The following is a 15,721-nucleotide window of genomic DNA, read 5'->3' as shown; positions in this document are numbered from 1 at the left end:
TCATTAACATAAGAAAATAGTAACGTGCTTTTAACTTCAAAAATAGTCTAAATCCTTAAGTTGATGGATGTGGGGTACAGCCACATTGCCATCAAGATAAGAAAAGCAAATACCCCCAAGATGAAAAATTAGTTGTTTTCTGTAAAAAACACACAAAATTTTCATCTTGAGGGTGTAAATTCTTAAGTTGATGGGCACATATGGTGACCCCTAATATGAAAAATAATATAAAGATTTTAATTTGATCCTATATATTTTTTATAAATTTTAAAAGTAGATTCCCTATTTTTGGTATGATAGACAGAGACTATATAATTTCTTATGGATATTCTTGAAAAGGGAGTAATGCTGTATGAAATCAATAAATGTAAATGGCAATATATATTATATTGAATCTGTTCCTTTTGAAGATAAGAGTGAGCAGGATGAAGAGGGATACTACGAATATTTTTACAAAGGAGTCAATTTATCGTTTCACTCGGACAAAGAAATAATTACAGCCCGAATCTATGACAAGGAAAAAATAATATATTTCTTAAAAAATCCATCTCTCGCTTTTGGTAAGGATTTTGAAGCGATAAAGGTATATATAATTAAAGAATTTGATGTAAATACATTCAAGATTCCAGGTGGAGAAAAAGCCTATATAGAATTATAGCCATAATCGATTTCTGTCTTTACTATGATATATTAAAAGCAAACGGTAGGTAAGTATATGATTGATAAAGCTGAATTAAATACTCATAAATAATTGTAAAGGGATATTCTTTGTTCAGGAGGACTATATAACCGTAGCTTACAAGTGATGTAGTGCTACACCTATTCCATCTAACTTGCAACATATTTGCGGTATCCTTGCCCTATCTCATCTAACTTGCAACACGTTTGCGGTATCCTAACTCAAATCATATTAATCAGGATATAACCAGCAGCTTAAGACTTTTAATATAATATTAAAAAGTGGATATGCTTAAACACATATCCACTGTCAACTACGTATATTTTTCACCTTAAACATACTTTTTTTCTATTTATATACTTACCTTCGCTTCTCCAATATCCTGCTTTTTAATTAAATCTAAGTAAAAATGTGAGACAGTTGTGTTGTAATAAGGAGAAATAAAAATAAATGATAGATTAAATGTAAACATTCCGATAAATGCAGCTAATAAAAACCAACCAATAAATGATAACCAAACAACAAATAACTTTAGTTTTTGTCCTTTCATTATTCTTTTACTTTCTCTCAATGCTTCACTTGCTGTATAATCAGGATTCTCTACTAATATGTAATACGACATCGAATAAGAAAAATATTTAATAATACCTGGAATAATTAATAAGAGACTCCATAAAAAAAGAAAAATAGCTTGCAGCAGCCCCAATTTCATTGATTTAAACACATTCTTCTTTTTAAATCCCGAAAATACATCGTCTACCTTAGCATCTTCTTTTTTCCCTAAGTGTAAAGTAAAAACAGAATATCCATAATTGAAGATACCTTGTATGACACTATAAATTAGGAAACAAACCCCACCTAAACCAATATAACTTAGAATAAGTACAGCAAGTGCTGTTGGATCTACTTGTGGTTCCCCACCAATTGAATAAATAAATAACACATCCGGGCCAATTATCCCGATAAACAGTGCAAATATTAAATACATAAAAGTGGCGATTGCTGATGCACTTAAGGTTGGTACAAAATAGAATAAAGCTGATACTCCTATACCTACCCCCCATTTCCCATCTAACGAATTAAGTGCTGCTTTCTTAAAATTTCTTGTCATACTTGTATTCCCTCCTTTTTTCTTATTTTGTCTTACTAAAAACATAAAAGAACTTGTAGCAGGCCCCGCTACAAGTTCTTTTAGCCAAATACTTTAGCTCATCGAAAAATTATTTATTCTACACAATCGGGGGTAATGCCTAAAATATGGTTTGTTAACATCATTATATAACATAATTATGAAATTTTGTTAAAAATTCTATATATTCAGATAAATAATTCTCCACTTTTTGACTTATTTTTTATTTTCATGTAGTTTTATCTATTGAAAATAAGTATAAAAACTCTGCGCGGCGTAGCATCAACCAAACGCGAATTTCGTATGCTAAGCGATTTTTCTGTAAAATTAAAATAAAATTTAATTGAAAGTGGCGTGTTAATCCGTATTTTACGGTAAATAACAAGAATCCATTAGCTGTCCTATTGAATGTATAAATATTTTTTATAAAGGGTATATTTTCTAATACCTTTATTGTTATTGATTAATCAATAACTTATAATCAATATTAAATAAATTATTATTCTCTACTTCTAATTTTGTTCTACATTTAACCCTCTATTCTTTTAGAGTTTTTCATTAAGGAGTTTAACGTTTCTTTTAGCCCATCTTTATATGGTGTGGCTACTATTTTACCTATTCTATTTTCATATTTTTCTCCGCTTAAAGTAAATCCTTCTTCTGTAAGATACATAATTTCTACTACTTCTTTCATAACTGGGTTAAACAATCCACTTATACGAATTGCATTCTTATTTAATGGAATAACAATTTTTTTATTCCCAGTAATTTCACGTACAAATTTTATTATTTCCTTTCCTGAAATCAATCCAGCACCTGGAATGTTCCAATTTTCTCCATAAGAATCATCTTTGTTTGCAATTTCTACAATCATTTTTGCCGCATCTGGTAAATAGACATATTCTCTTGGTGTTTTTAGATTACCAATAAAAATAGAAATTTTATTTCCTGCTAGTCCAGTCAATGTAGGATGCAAGTAAGAATTCTGCGAAGTTATACCATAATAGTCCGGTAATCTAACAATTAATGCTTTTGCATTTTTCCATTTATTTTCAAATATTAATTCTTCAAATTCAACCCTAATTTTCCCTTTTTTTGTATGAGGTTGTTTTGGATGATTTTCATCTCCTTTAGCTACTTGGTGACCGTAAACATATATTCCATCAACAATAACTATTTTCTTATCTAAAATATCTGCTGCCTTCATTACATTTTCTCCAAGTAAAAGGAGCTTATCTGCCATTTCATGATATTGAACATTCGCACATTGAAATATAACATCTACATCTTTTGCAGCCTCTACGATAGTTCTATAATCAAAAATATCGCCTAACTTATATGTTAACAAAGGTGTAGAACCATGTTCTTTCATTAATTTTTTTAATTTGCTTTCTGAACGCCCAAATGCAATAACCTCTATTTCTCTAGATAATAGTTCTGATACAACCGCTTGACCAGATCCACCTGTTGCCCCTAAAACAATTGCCTTTTCCATATTATAAATCCCCCTTTATTTTTTTAATTCAGTTATTTATCAATCAATAACTAAATTTGAAATAAAAAACCGAATAGAATCGGTTAGCTTATTTTCTTTAATTATAAATGAGCTCTGGTAAATCTAAGTAATAAGAAATATTACAAAGTATTCCTCTAGCTAAGAAAGTTGTTACTTCCTTCTCTGCATTTGGAACATTCGCTGATTGGAATCTCTCCAAAATATAGCTTCTAATACGAGACAATCCTTTTTTTGTACAGTTTCTTATTGTATCTTCTGTAACTGATAGTCCTATTACCTGTAAGGCAATTTCATTAGGATATGATATAGACAGTTTTTCATATACTTCAACCATTTTAATAACAATATCCTCAGGGTTTGATTCTACATTTTTAAATGTTTGAAGTATTCTTTCGTATGCTCTTTCCAGAGCTGCAACAAATAATTCTTCCTTAGTTCTAAAAAATCTAAATATATAAGGTTGAGAAATACCAACTTTTTTTGCAATTAATGCTGTAGTAGTATTATAATAACCTTTTTCTGCAAACACCTCTAATCCAGCTTCAAGGATTTCTTCCTTTCGATTTTCCTTTCTCTGATTCATTATATGTCAGCCCCTTAAAATTAGTTATTGATTGATTACTTACTTAGATAATAACTCATTCTTATTTAAGGCGCAACATTTTTTCTTCACTAATTCATAATATGTCAGCCTTTTCAATTTTATTATTGATTAATTACTAATTTCTATTCGATTTAGGTTCTGTATAAGTATCGAAAACAGTCGTTTAAGGAACTTTAATTATATCTATTAAAAACGAATGAAATATGTTTAAAATCCAGTTCCAAAACACATTAGCCAAAATAAAGTATCATACTAAACATCAAATACCATTTATGGAACCTTCTTAACGTACGAAATTTGCGTTTTGTTGGCGGGAACCCTGCACTAATTCAATCAAAAGTATATTTAATAAACAAAAAAAGACCACCTATAAAATTTAACAGGTGATCTTTTTTTGTGATTTTGCACTTGTGCACTACTTAAAAAATATATCACAAATTCTTCTAGTATCCTAAACATTTGAATCTACAAATCGGTCAAACTCCCACATTCTAGACGAACATCAATTAGATCTTTCTAATAAAAATTTGTTCTGTAAAAAAGTTTCAAGCCTACTAAAATCTGTAGAAGAATATAATAAACTCATTCCATCAATAAATTCATGTTCAACTCGTTCCTCTCCCTCCTGGGGATCACAATGATGTGAATCTTTATACAACAGAAACATATTCCACGGTACTGCATCGGAAACATCAAATTTACTTTGTAATTTTGGACAAAGACCTTTAGTTGCTCCATCTTGAACAGGAAAGGCAAAGTTTTTATAAAGTTCGGCTGTTGCAGCAGAGTAGTTATCCACTTTAGTTGAGAAGTAGCTTACGCCATCAAAAAACTCATCATATCTTATAAACTGCAATAATAGTTGTGGGATAATATATTCTGGTTTGAATGTGTTAGTCGTATTTTTTACACGCACAGAACATGCTGCCATTAAAGGCCAAATAATTAGATAAGAAATTACTTCATTTGGTTCATTTAACTCCTCCGCAAATAAGCGTTTTTTCATAATTGTACCGAAATCATAGAATTTCTTAATTATCTTCTCTATAAAAACAACAGGTGGTGTAGATAAATCTATATAACTTATATCATCCGATTTAAATACTGAAGTCTGAACCGTATTTAAATCAGGTTTATTAAGTTCTTCCCAGCAGATTAAAGGTGAGCTTCCTAAATAGATACAAGGTAACCCAGGAATACTGTATCTATTTGTGCTGACTATTGAATATGAAACATTTCTTCACTTGTAAATACATGATCGGTACCGACTCGCATTTTATAGAGGAATTCATTGTCAAAGTTTTGAAGTGTTTTTATATTATTAAAATGATTTGGCTTAGATACATTATTTTTTAAAACCCTATAAAATTCATTAGAAGCCTTTGAAGGAAAACCTTTATAATATTCTTGTAAGGAATAAATAATTCCTTCACACAAATTCTTTGCATGTCTTAAATCCTTTTTGGTAATGACTGTTTCTAATGTTGCACTGCAAATATTCTCTAACCCAGAGATATAAGTATTAAAGCAATCTTTAAGATACTCTATAAAGTCTTCATTCTCCCTTGTTAGAGGTAAATTTCCAACCTGATTATACAAATCAATAATAGGTAGTACTTCTAAAACCCAGTTTCTTAAACTAATAATTTTTTAGCGTCTTCCGAGAAATCAGCTAGTGAGAATTCACTGGCTTCCTTTTCATTAAAAGGATAAAATTTAAATTTCTTAGGTTCGTTTATTTTTTGTAATTCTTCATATAAATTAAATGCAATATTAACTTCCTGTTTACTAACATTGGTGTCTTCTTTTATATGAGTTAGTTTAACGGCTTTCTCTATTAAATCTGTTCTTAACTTTAAAATAGTAATCACATCACTTTTCAAACGAAAATAATTAATTAAGGTTTTACACTTTCTCAATATTACGGTATCAATTTTCTTATATAATTAAATTATTCTCTTTATTTATTTTATGTATCTGTTCCCTTTGAACCCTACTATTATAGGGTTCCTTTTTTATAATCATATACTTATTAATTAATTTATCGATTTCCTGACTTAAATGGAGGACTTTCGTATGACTAAAACCATGTTTTTTTACTAGTTCAACTAATTGTAATTTTTTATTCTCTATTAGATCATTTAACTTCGCCACTAACATAAACTTTTTTCTTTCACACTCCCCCTGAGCAAAATAAAAAGAGCTGCTCCCAGCTCTTGTATAATAAAACCTTTATTATTGCAGTGTAAAATTTTCCATATTCTATTATAAATGAATATATATAAAGCCAACAACAATAATTTTAGTGTATTTAATAATAAAAAAGCAGCAATAATTCATTACTGCTACAACGTCTTTATAAATTCGTTATTAACAAAAACATATTCTTCTGGTTCATCAGCTTCACCATACCAAGCTTCCAGCTTTATAATATGTTCTGCTACTTCTTTTAATATCAAATTCATAAATAATGAAATAGGTGTCACATTATATTCTGTATCTCTGTAATTCTTTAAATTGGCTATAAATGACCACTCATTACCTTTTAAATTCGTATAATAGTCATTCTCTTCTTCCCAATTTCCTACGTGCCACCTCATGTATAGAAAATCATCTTCTGCTAATGCTTCATTTATCTGTTCCTTTGTAAATGGAATGTCTGTACTACGATTAACTTTTATATATTCTTTAACAAATGGAAACTTTAACGCCGCTTCTTCCCAGCCTCCTATATTTATTAATTCCACCATTTCTTTATATTCATCCTTTATAATTACTTTACCTCGAAAGGCTGTATACATTTCAAAAGACAAATTTATCACCTTCTTAAATTCATTATGAATTTAATTAACATATATACTTAACTACACAATAGATGGTTTTAGAAATCGTACTACGTTTCCCTTTTCACTAAATTCACTCTCATTGTTACAATTTTTCGAGGTGAGATCCACTATATAACTCTCTGAAATTTTAAAAGTTCTTTCCTCATTAAACATTGTCAAAGGAACCGATACTCCAACATTATTATCTAAATGACTTAGTACCATTACAGGGATAGTTTCTCCTTTTAACAAATCAACATATGAGGTCTTAACTTTATAATAATGTCCTTCTAAAAAATGCATTTTTCCGTTTATTAAATCCACTGCAACTCCATTATTACAGTATGCTAAGCTTTGATTTGAAAAATGGATGTTATTCGATACTTTAATAAATTTCATCGTTTTATTATCAAATATATAGTAACCCTCTCTTACTACAAAGAGATTATGCGGATTGATAAACTCTAGCAAATAATGTGTGATTTCAAAGCTAGTATCCCCCTCAATCATTTCTCTGTATTCTACATAAAGTTTCTCTAATTTTTTAAATGTACTTAGTTTGATCCCCTGATTCGGTCTTGATGCAAGTGTTAAGTCATCTAATACCCATTTAGCCACATATGTTGACGTTGGAATCATTTACAATTTACCCCCTTCAAAATTCTATATATGAACATATAAACTATTTAAATTTAATAAATTGGGCTCTACTTAAAGTATAGGCAGAATCTATTTAATAACTAAGATAATTCTCTAACTTTTTCATATTTACTTCTTACAAATTATATTTATCAAACTCTAAAATGAAATCTTTATAATCAATTTACATTTTCAGAAATTTGAGATATTATTTGTTGTATACACCTTTTTAATTTTTTAAATCAATCTCAATACACATAAGCCCTTCGGGTTACTTGAAAGAAGAATATAATGCAAACTGCATTAGTTCTTACTATCCTGTATCCTTGAAGGGCTTTTTGTATTGTCTAGAAAGTAGAGAGTAAATGAGTTTTAACGAATTCGTATTAGATCAATGCGGAAAAACATGGCCAGAATAAAAAAAAGAAACTCTGATTGAAAATCAGTATCTAACACATGAAGACATTCAAGAAATCATCTCAAAACAACATCTACTTTTGAGAAAAGACTACGAAGAATTTCTACTAGAAGCACAGTAAGAAAATATTAAACGCATTTATGCGTAATAAACAGACTTCTCAATTTTGAGGAGTTTTTATTATGGAGGGAGTTATGATGACTAATTTTATTGAGCTGCTAAATGAAACTTACTGGGATAGTTGTTTAATTCACGAACATACTGAAATCCAAAAGTTTTCTAAAGCAAAAATTGAATTTACAAAAACTATGCTTTTTTTAGATTCCTATAATCGCATCTACAAAAAGAATCCAGAAATATTTACTTTTATGATGGAAGTACTCTCTTCTAGTCTAATTAAAGCGATATATCGTTTTATCGCCCCGAAACTTGAAGAAAGAAAACTTCTCGAAAAAACAGAAGTACGACATAAATTGCAAAACACACAGCAAAAATCAACTTTCTATTTCAACAGTAAGATCGGGCAATATGAATTAAGCATTAACTTTGAAAGTATTACATCAATTAGCATGTACTTTGGAAGTCATGTATTTGACGATATTATTCTGCTAGACAGACAAATTCACTTTCTGTTGGACCAATTTTCAGATGCAGCAGCAAGTCATTATGAAGATGATAGAAATATTATTAAAGATAATAAGGAGGAATTATAATATGTTTGAAAATAATAATGAGTTATTTAGTTTATATTTAAATGGTGAGTTTCAAGGGTATTTAAATAGCGAAGATTATCGTCAAATAGCTGCAGCAATTCGTGTTTATGGAATGAAAGGAGATCTGATTATTACTTCTTTCATGGATACTATGGTTATTTCGACAATAGGCATATTTTTAGATTATTGCTTACTAGAAATACGTCAACCGTTAATGCAGGAACTAGTGCCAATGCAACAGAGTTCAGAGACTCCGGAACTAGTCCTTCTTGGAAACATTCAATTTTACGCTCAAGATGATGAAACAATTGAAGAATTTGCTGAATTTCTATTAGAACGGGTTAAAGATACTCCGAATTATCCAGATGGGTTAATTCAGGGAGTTATATATGGAGTTGTTATTCCTGTCGGTATGGAATCAACTAAAGAATCAATAATAGAAGACCTAAATGAACAACTAACTATCAGTAATTAGAACCTGGGTGAGAACCTAATTTTATAGTTTCAAAATGGGGTTATATTCAATTAGAATATGCCCCTTTTCTGCTTTAAAAAATAGTCAAGGGGGTACTTTTATGTTAGTGGCATTTGCATCTAAGATAAGTAATGTTGAACGGTTTATAAAATCATTTCCTGATATAAAGTCAGTAAAAATTACTGATAATTTACTCCTTGAAGAAGATTTTATACTCGTTACTTACACAACAGGTTTTGGTCAAGTGCCACAACTTGTAGAAGACTTCTTAACTAAGAATAACAAGCATTTACGGGGCGTTGCAGCGAGTGGTAATCGCAATTGGGGAGATATGTTTGCAAAGAGTGCAGATGTTATTTCTGATAAATACAACGTACCAGTATTAATGAAATTTGAGTTATCTGGAACGATAAATGATCGCAAGAAATTTGAATCTCTTGAGCAAATAGTTGTAATTCGTCAGACACAGAAACAGACATAAAAAAACGCCATCCTTTCCTATGATTCTACAGAAAGAATAGCGTTTTTTTTCATTTTAAGGAAATTTAGTTTTGTTATCTTTCCTTAACAACAAACAAGACGCCATCCAGATCACGGCAGCGCCTACAATAATTGCTATTGGTTTAATCATTAACAAATATATCTGGCCCCTTCTTCAACGCGTACGAGAAACCCGAAATAAATACAACACTAAATATAATAATAGAAGACCATATATTAAAATGATATTCTTTACCTGCAACTAAATTATATATGTTATGGACCAAGAAATTAGCACCTATAATAATTCCGCCTAACATTGAACTAATTAAAATGCTCATTAAATAAAACTTGAACTTCTGGAACATTTCCCTTCTACCCCTTTTCTAAAATAAATTTTATTTAGGTTATACCAGAAAATTGTACCATTTATTTTCCATATATTATCAAAACTATGTTTTAATTAAGGTTATTTTAAGGAAGGCATTATCTATTCAAATGTCCATTTCGGGGTTCCACCAATATGCCCATCAAGCTAATGAAACTGGTTGCCCCAAAACGAAAATTTCATTCTTTCATAGTTGTCCATAGAAGTTCAGTTCGTTTTTTTCGTTTATGGGAAGAATTTATTTCTTAACTTGAAAGCGCTGTGACGATTCCCCTAAGAGACCTAAAAAAACTATGTAAAGAAGGTTTTCCAAAAGATTAAGCATAGCGCTACTCTTTTTGGAAAACCCCTAATCGATAAATTCTTGTTATTATTCTTGATATTGCTGTTGAACCGCCTATGGTAGTTCCTCAAAGATTATTCTTTTAAAAATGTTAATAATGCTTCATTAAATTCTTTTGCATGAGTTGCGTTTAATCCATGAGGACACCCTTTATTAGAGCAAGTTTACTATCAGGAATGGATTCATATGTGCGTTTCCACTTAACTAAAAAGGTACAGTTGCATCAGAGTCACCGTGAATTATAAGATTTAATATCAAATGTAAAAGTTACCAATATATATATAAACCAGTATTATAGTTTGATACTAATTTATTTGATTCTTTTATTTATGTGCTTGTTAATTTAGCATAGATGATAAAAAATAAGGTTAATTGTCCTATTATCACAATATTCGGCACTACTATAATTAAATTAATAACAAAAAAGACTGCTAAAATTCCTAAAAACAAACACAAATGATAAATGTTCAAGCGGTGTTGTTCAAACCTGTATTGATGAAAAACAATTGTAGTTGACAGGAAATAGAGCAATACAGAACCAAAAACAAAATATAAGATAAAAGAATAATAGGCCTCATGTAAAAATAATAATCTAATGGATGCTGCAACCATACTCAAAGACATTAAAATAAATAGATGACCGTAAATAATAATTTGACCAGAAGTTTGTCTAGACTTGTCGAGCTTCTTCTCCATGTTATCGAAATATTGCCACCACATCGAAATAATGAGGATAAATGAAATGATCGCAAAGCTTATTGAATCCCAATTTCCTTGTTTAGGTTGAATGACCACAAGAGTGCTTACAAGAGCTTCCCCAAAGAGAATAATGGAAAATAGACCAAATCTCTCTAACAGGTGGGCTGTATTTGTAGGAACCTTTTCTAAGCACTTCCTTCCAAGCAGTGGGACAATAATATCGATAAGAATCCCAAAATATAACACAGCATATCGAATCCAAGAATCAAAAAAGACGGATAATAATGAAATAACGATTCCAATCCAAAAATATCTTCCTAAAAAGAGTGCTGCTTTTTTTCGAGCTCCCTCTTCTATACGCTGGACAACAAGATATTGAATTGCAGTCACGACCCTTAAGCCAATATAGCCAATTAAAAAAGAAAGATAATAAGGATCAAAATCAACTGATAAGCTTGATGTCATTATTAGGACAAAAAACATTTGCAGGATCAAAAAAATTCTTTGATGAAATAAATCTTTTCCAAACCGGTTAACAAAGATGGTTTGCCCTACCCAAGCCCACCAGATCGGAATAAAAATTAAGACAAATTTTACTAAATACTCTGCATGGATTTGACCATCTTCAACATGAAGTAAAACATGAGTCGCAGCCGTCACTGCCGCCACAAATAACAAATCATAAAAGAGTTCTAACCACGTCACTTTCTTTTCTTCCATTTCTGCACTCCCTCCTTATAGATAATAGTATGCTAAAAATATATAGTAATTGGAAGAGAAAATAATATAGACATAAACCATTTCTCCTCATTATTGTATTCAACATAATCCCCTGGAACGTCAGTGTTACATTTTATATAGTTGACTACACTTAAAATTTTAATATTAAAATACAATACTTTTAGACCATTTAGTTTTTCTCCTATTTTATCCGCTACGATTCTATCTCCACCATATAGGGGTCATCCTACATGCCCATCAAATTAAGAAAATCCAACTCCTCTGCAGCAAGAAATTTTGTACAAACTGCTCAAAATAACTACCTTTAGAGAAAAGAATTTTTGCTTAGAGAGTACTCCCAAAGAATAACTTAAGTGCTATCCAAATATATGATGTTGCCTTCAGACTATTTAATGAAAGACTCTGCTAGTTTTTAAAACAATTTTAATAACCATCTATCTGATATACGATAGATGGTTATTATATTTTCAAACAGAAAATTAAATAAGTTTTTAACTCTATACATTTATTATTTAATTATTAACAATCCTTTTTATATCTTCTACATTTACTGAAGTTGCTTCAGCTATGATTCCAACTGAAACACCTAAATTAAAAAAGTTTTGTATTAAATGAATTCTTTCTTGTTCTCTTGCTTTTTGATCAACCTCTAATAATTGCTGTAATAAATCTGTACTCATTGTAAACACTCCTCTTAATTTTTTAATAACAAAGCAAATCAACCATCTTCTCTGTTATCTTAGAATTTTTTTTAATAATAAAGAAAAGCTGATGGATAAATCCTCCACCAGCTTTTCTATTTCTTGCTATTCAATTAGAAGCTAACCGTCGCTGCTTCCTCTCCTGAACTAATCATTCGTTGTTCAATCTTTCCTAGCAGTTCCTTTATCTTACTTGAATAAAGTATAACCGCTTTCGTAGATTGAGCATTCTTAAGCTCTTCTGTCCATTCTGCTAAATCTTCCTTTTCTTGATCATCTAGATAATCAAAAACTTCCTTTCGAGACATCGGGCTCACCTCAACTCAACTCACTTTATTTGGCCGTTACATAACCAAATCTCCTCATCTCTCTATTTCTATTTATACCAGATTACTCCTCTATTATTCCTTATTCTTTTTTTCGAGTTCGTTCAATTTCTTTGAAATCGACTGAATCTCGTCGGTTTTTACTTGTTCCGTTGCCAAGCGATTGTGCAGCAGGAAGGCTTGCCCTGAAATCCCAGCAAGAATACTCGTCTGAAGAATATCCATCATTGTTTCAGGGTTAAACATTGCAACACCAACGAGTGAAGCAATACTTCCTACAAACATCTCTCCCAAGAAACCCGGGTGAAATGCAAGCTTGCTCTTACGAGGCAACAAAAACTTTTTGTTTGTGATGTAATGACTAGCCAACCCTGAGACCATACCAGCCACAACTGACACAATTACTGTAACCAACATAATATGCACCCCTTTTCGAAAAACTTTTGACATTGCAGCAGCAGTTTCTATTTACTAATTAGTTCTTATGACATAGCATCACCCCTTTCAGGCAAAAACAAATAACCTTCCAGGAAAATGAATTGTTTACACAATGAAATAAAGTAACATAAAGTTCCTTTTTGTGTAATTTCATTAACCCGAAAGGTTATAAGTAATTAGTGATATAAAAAAGAAAAAGAAAAAAATGCAACTAAATTATATCACAATGAAGTTTGTTTTATCTTTAAATTCAGAAAATTTTTCTGTTATTTAACTTTCTCAAGTTAACAAATCAAATTCTTCGATACTTTTACACTTTCTAATAATTCGAAAGCCTGATTATTATTTATTTTTTTCAATCTGCCATCAATTATGCTGTAGATTACACTACAACTTTGATGAATACAGAATTCCAGTATCTCAAATGCTACCTGTTTTTCCTCAACGAAATCCACTGCATCATTCCTTGTAATCTTGTGTAAAATAGTATGATTTCCAACTATTTTAGTCCACATATAATCAACAGCTGCCACTATAGATTCAGGTTGAAAGTTCTGATCCAATAGCTCTTTAACCGAAAATGAACCTTCAAGTATAAACTTTAGAACTTTTGCTAAATCAATAGGTACCATTTAATTAGCCACATCTGATTCACGATTATCCATCTCTAACAAACAATTCTCAAATTCTTTGTAATTAAAGACGGGCGCTTTTTTTATTATTTTCATAGTCGATATATCCACCCTTCTTAGAAAATAAAAAAGACAAGGAATTGATCCTCGTCTTTTTCATAACTGCCGTTAATTTTTCTCTTCATATTCGATTACCATAACCAAAAGCGGTTGGCCTTGTTCACGTTCCATAAACCCGCTCGGTGTTATTTTTTTAACTATTTTTCCAGGATTATCACAATACTTCAAAAAACCATTCACTTCATCATCAATTCTTAATGCATCAGCAATAACAGTTCTAATTTGCAACATAATAAAACCCTCCAAATAATTTTTTATTTTAAATATGTAATCTCAGAAATCCGAAATCCATCTATTTCTGGTGCATATTTAAATTCCAGGATTAAGTCGTTTTGTTTTACCAAAAACAATCCTTTTTTTACTTTTGTAACTGTTCTTGGTTTTTCATAATTAAATAGAATTGGCTTACTTTTATAAGTAACTTTGTAGTTCTTATTTGTACTAAAATAGTCTGATGTAAATTCATCAGCTAATTCTGCAGTAGTTACATGATTTCCTAAAAACATTTCTAGTTCTTTTTTATTTTGATAAATGGTTAAGTGGCCGTTCTTATCAATATCATCAAATATTAATTTGAATTGCCCTCCTAAGTCATTAATCACATTTTGTGATAATTCATCTTCAAACAAATAATCGTATTGAATTTTTTGTTTCAAATCTTCTACTTTGATTGAAGTTAAAGCATCTGTTTGAGGTTCATCCTTTATAAAGGTGTTATAAAAAACAAACATCATAGCTAAAACGCCTAACACTAAAAACAATCTCTTAATCTTCATAAATTCTTCATCCTTTCACAATGTGATGTTCTCCAAAAAACGCAAAAAAGCCCTTTTCGGAGTTATATTTAAAAAGAAAGTAAAAGTAAAAAACTTAAACTATCTTTGAAAATCGAAACCCCGAAAGGGCTATAGTGGTTATAGATATAAAAAATTGAAATTTAAAAAAGGTATACTTAATTTTAACAAATTGCATCTATAAAAACAACAATATTCAGAATATTTAATCCATTAATTTTATGTTATGATGAATATTATAAACCCTCAGAATGGAGTTTGATTTACAATTGAAAAAACGTCTAATTTCTGTTTTTCCAATATTAATATTTATAATTGGCGTTACCTTACTTTTACTAAGACAGTTCGTTTTTTTTCCATATAAGGTTTCTGGAGTCTCTATGGAAAATACCTTATTTAATAATGACAAGGTTTTAATTAATCACCTCACCCATTCAATAGACGATCTGCAAAGATTTGATATAGTTGTTGTTAATCCCCACCTAGAAAACACTTCTAATAATAAAACAATTATAAAAAGAGTAATTGGTTTACCTGGAGATACAATAGAATATAAATCACAGCAGCTTTATATAAATGGACTTGTGGTAAAAGATCTATACGCAAAAGGTAATACAGCTGATTTTTCATTAAAAAATATTTCCGGTTTCGATAAGGTTCCGAATGATACAATTTTTGTATTAGGAGATAATCGCGAAGAAAGCTTAGACAGTAGATTTAAAGAAATAGGATTTATATCTTTGAATGATATTGAAGGTAAGGTAATTTTACGCTATAAACCATTAAATAAATTTATGAAATTTTAATACAATTAATTAAATATATAAAAAGGTCCAACTGTAGGACAGTCGGACCTTTTTACAATATGATTTTGATTAGTTAAGTTCGACTGATAAAAAACTTATAGATGAACCTTCTAAAATCTTCGCTATTATAAATTTCCGCTAAAATCTTATTTAGCTACATCATTAGAATTTGATGCAATTGACACTCCCACGGCTAAAGCCGCAAGTCCTACACCTTACGGTGTAACGGATGGGATTCTTGAATGACTAAGCATT

At 30.2% G+C, this 15,721-nt stretch carries 19 protein-coding genes and 2 pseudogenes; 5 read left to right on the top strand and 16 right to left on the bottom strand.

All coding sequences use genetic code 11. From position 1 onward, the window contains the following. Positions 1–352: 352 nt before the first annotated feature. Positions 353–658, top strand: coding sequence for a hypothetical protein (locus tag ACQVV1_RS29120; RefSeq protein ID WP_000836244.1), 306 nt, complete (start codon positions 353–355; stop codon positions 656–658). A gap of 373 nt (positions 659–1,031) precedes the next feature. Here ACQVV1_RS29120 and ACQVV1_RS29115 read toward each other — a convergent pair whose 3' ends face one another. The 7 genes and pseudogenes from ACQVV1_RS29115 to ACQVV1_RS29085 all read right to left on the bottom strand — a co-directional run bounded on the left by ACQVV1_RS29115 (position 1,032) and on the right by ACQVV1_RS29085 (position 7,392). Beyond that, positions 1,032–1,790, bottom strand: a complete 759-nt coding sequence (locus tag ACQVV1_RS29115; RefSeq protein ID WP_309260354.1) for a DUF975 family protein — start codon at positions 1,788–1,790, stop codon at positions 1,032–1,034. A gap of 547 nt (positions 1,791–2,337) precedes the next feature. Beyond that, entirely contained in the window at positions 2,338–3,303 is a 966-nt protein-coding gene (locus ACQVV1_RS29110; RefSeq protein WP_431169900.1) for an SDR family oxidoreductase, read from the bottom strand. A gap of 97 nt (positions 3,304–3,400) precedes the next feature. After that, the gene (locus ACQVV1_RS29105) at positions 3,401–3,907 is read right to left on the bottom strand and encodes a TetR/AcrR family transcriptional regulator (RefSeq protein ID WP_431169898.1); all 507 of its coding nucleotides are present in this window, start codon (positions 3,905–3,907) and stop codon (positions 3,401–3,403) included. 523 nt (positions 3,908–4,430) lie between these two features. Then, a pseudogene (locus ACQVV1_RS29100) lies at positions 4,431–5,847 on the bottom strand (hypothetical protein). A gap of 19 nt (positions 5,848–5,866) precedes the next feature. Beyond that, entirely contained in the window at positions 5,867–6,088 is a 222-nt protein-coding gene (locus ACQVV1_RS29095; protein ID WP_000959244.1) for an aspartyl-phosphate phosphatase Spo0E family protein, read from the bottom strand. Positions 6,089–6,273: 185 nt separating this feature from the next. Beyond that, complete coding sequence (locus ACQVV1_RS29090) at positions 6,274–6,729, bottom strand: hypothetical protein (RefSeq protein ID WP_242254036.1); 456 nt, start codon at positions 6,727–6,729, stop codon at positions 6,274–6,276. Positions 6,730–6,792: 63 nt separating this feature from the next. Next, entirely contained in the window at positions 6,793–7,392 is a 600-nt protein-coding gene (locus ACQVV1_RS29085) for a hypothetical protein (RefSeq protein WP_242253904.1), read from the bottom strand. Between the two features lie 615 nt (positions 7,393–8,007). Here ACQVV1_RS29085 and ACQVV1_RS29080 point away from each other — a divergent pair. The 3 genes from ACQVV1_RS29080 to nrdI all read left to right on the top strand — a co-directional run bounded on the left by ACQVV1_RS29080 (position 8,008) and on the right by nrdI (position 9,479). Then, positions 8,008–8,523 (top strand): hypothetical protein, encoded by a 516-nt coding sequence (locus tag ACQVV1_RS29080; protein WP_309260467.1) that lies wholly within the window; start codon positions 8,008–8,010, stop codon positions 8,521–8,523. 1 nt (position 8,524) lies between these two features. Further along, positions 8,525–8,998 carry a hypothetical protein gene (locus ACQVV1_RS29075; protein ID WP_309260359.1) on the top strand — a complete coding sequence of 158 codons (474 nt, stop codon included), beginning with the start codon at positions 8,525–8,527 and terminating at the stop codon, positions 8,996–8,998. A gap of 100 nt (positions 8,999–9,098) precedes the next feature. Then, positions 9,099–9,479, top strand: coding sequence for a class Ib ribonucleoside-diphosphate reductase assembly flavoprotein NrdI (gene nrdI, locus ACQVV1_RS29070; RefSeq protein WP_431169897.1), 381 nt, complete (start codon positions 9,099–9,101; stop codon positions 9,477–9,479). A 142-nt stretch (positions 9,480–9,621) separates the two neighbouring features. Here the strand turns inward: nrdI and ACQVV1_RS29065 are convergent, their stop codons facing one another. The 9 genes and pseudogenes from ACQVV1_RS29065 to ACQVV1_RS29025 form a co-directional block, all read right to left on the bottom strand. Beyond that, positions 9,622–9,846, bottom strand: a complete 225-nt coding sequence (locus ACQVV1_RS29065; RefSeq protein ID WP_431169896.1) for a hypothetical protein — start codon at positions 9,844–9,846, stop codon at positions 9,622–9,624. 437 nt (positions 9,847–10,283) lie between these two features. Further along, a pseudogene (locus tag ACQVV1_RS29060) lies at positions 10,284–10,464 on the bottom strand (alpha/beta fold hydrolase); the annotation flags it as partial. 72 nt (positions 10,465–10,536) lie between these two features. Continuing rightward, on the bottom strand, positions 10,537–11,628 hold the full coding sequence (locus ACQVV1_RS29055) for a low temperature requirement protein A (RefSeq protein WP_431169895.1): 1,092 nt from the start codon (positions 11,626–11,628) through the stop codon (positions 10,537–10,539). 533 nt (positions 11,629–12,161) lie between these two features. Further along, entirely contained in the window at positions 12,162–12,329 is a 168-nt protein-coding gene (locus ACQVV1_RS29050; RefSeq protein WP_242253891.1) for a hypothetical protein, read from the bottom strand. Positions 12,330–12,463: 134 nt separating this feature from the next. After that, entirely contained in the window at positions 12,464–12,658 is a 195-nt protein-coding gene (locus ACQVV1_RS29045; RefSeq protein ID WP_000087396.1) for a hypothetical protein, read from the bottom strand. Between the two features lie 93 nt (positions 12,659–12,751). Further along, positions 12,752–13,093 carry a DUF4257 domain-containing protein gene (locus ACQVV1_RS29040; protein WP_098091734.1) on the bottom strand — a complete coding sequence of 114 codons (342 nt, stop codon included), beginning with the start codon at positions 13,091–13,093 and terminating at the stop codon, positions 12,752–12,754. A 305-nt stretch (positions 13,094–13,398) separates the two neighbouring features. Further along, positions 13,399–13,746 carry a hypothetical protein gene (locus tag ACQVV1_RS29035; RefSeq protein ID WP_274450641.1) on the bottom strand — a complete coding sequence of 116 codons (348 nt, stop codon included), beginning with the start codon at positions 13,744–13,746 and terminating at the stop codon, positions 13,399–13,401. Positions 13,747–13,914: 168 nt separating this feature from the next. Next, positions 13,915–14,097, bottom strand: a complete 183-nt coding sequence (locus tag ACQVV1_RS29030; protein ID WP_431169894.1) for a hypothetical protein — start codon at positions 14,095–14,097, stop codon at positions 13,915–13,917. A gap of 23 nt (positions 14,098–14,120) precedes the next feature. Next, the gene (locus tag ACQVV1_RS29025) at positions 14,121–14,642 is read right to left on the bottom strand and encodes a peptide ABC transporter ATP-binding protein (RefSeq protein ID WP_336376835.1); all 522 of its coding nucleotides are present in this window, start codon (positions 14,640–14,642) and stop codon (positions 14,121–14,123) included. A gap of 269 nt (positions 14,643–14,911) precedes the next feature. Between ACQVV1_RS29025 and lepB the strand changes: the two genes are divergently transcribed. Next, positions 14,912–15,466 (top strand): signal peptidase I, encoded by a 555-nt coding sequence (gene lepB, locus ACQVV1_RS29020; protein ID WP_431169893.1) that lies wholly within the window; start codon positions 14,912–14,914, stop codon positions 15,464–15,466. The last annotated feature ends 255 nt before the right edge of the window (positions 15,467–15,721 follow it).

The organism is Bacillus basilensis (assembly GCF_050630465.1).
Classification (GTDB): domain Bacteria; phylum Bacillota; class Bacilli; order Bacillales; family Bacillaceae_G; genus Bacillus_A; species Bacillus_A basilensis.
Note: the sequence above shows the minus strand (reverse complement) of the source record. Positions and strands in the feature narration are given on the sequence as shown.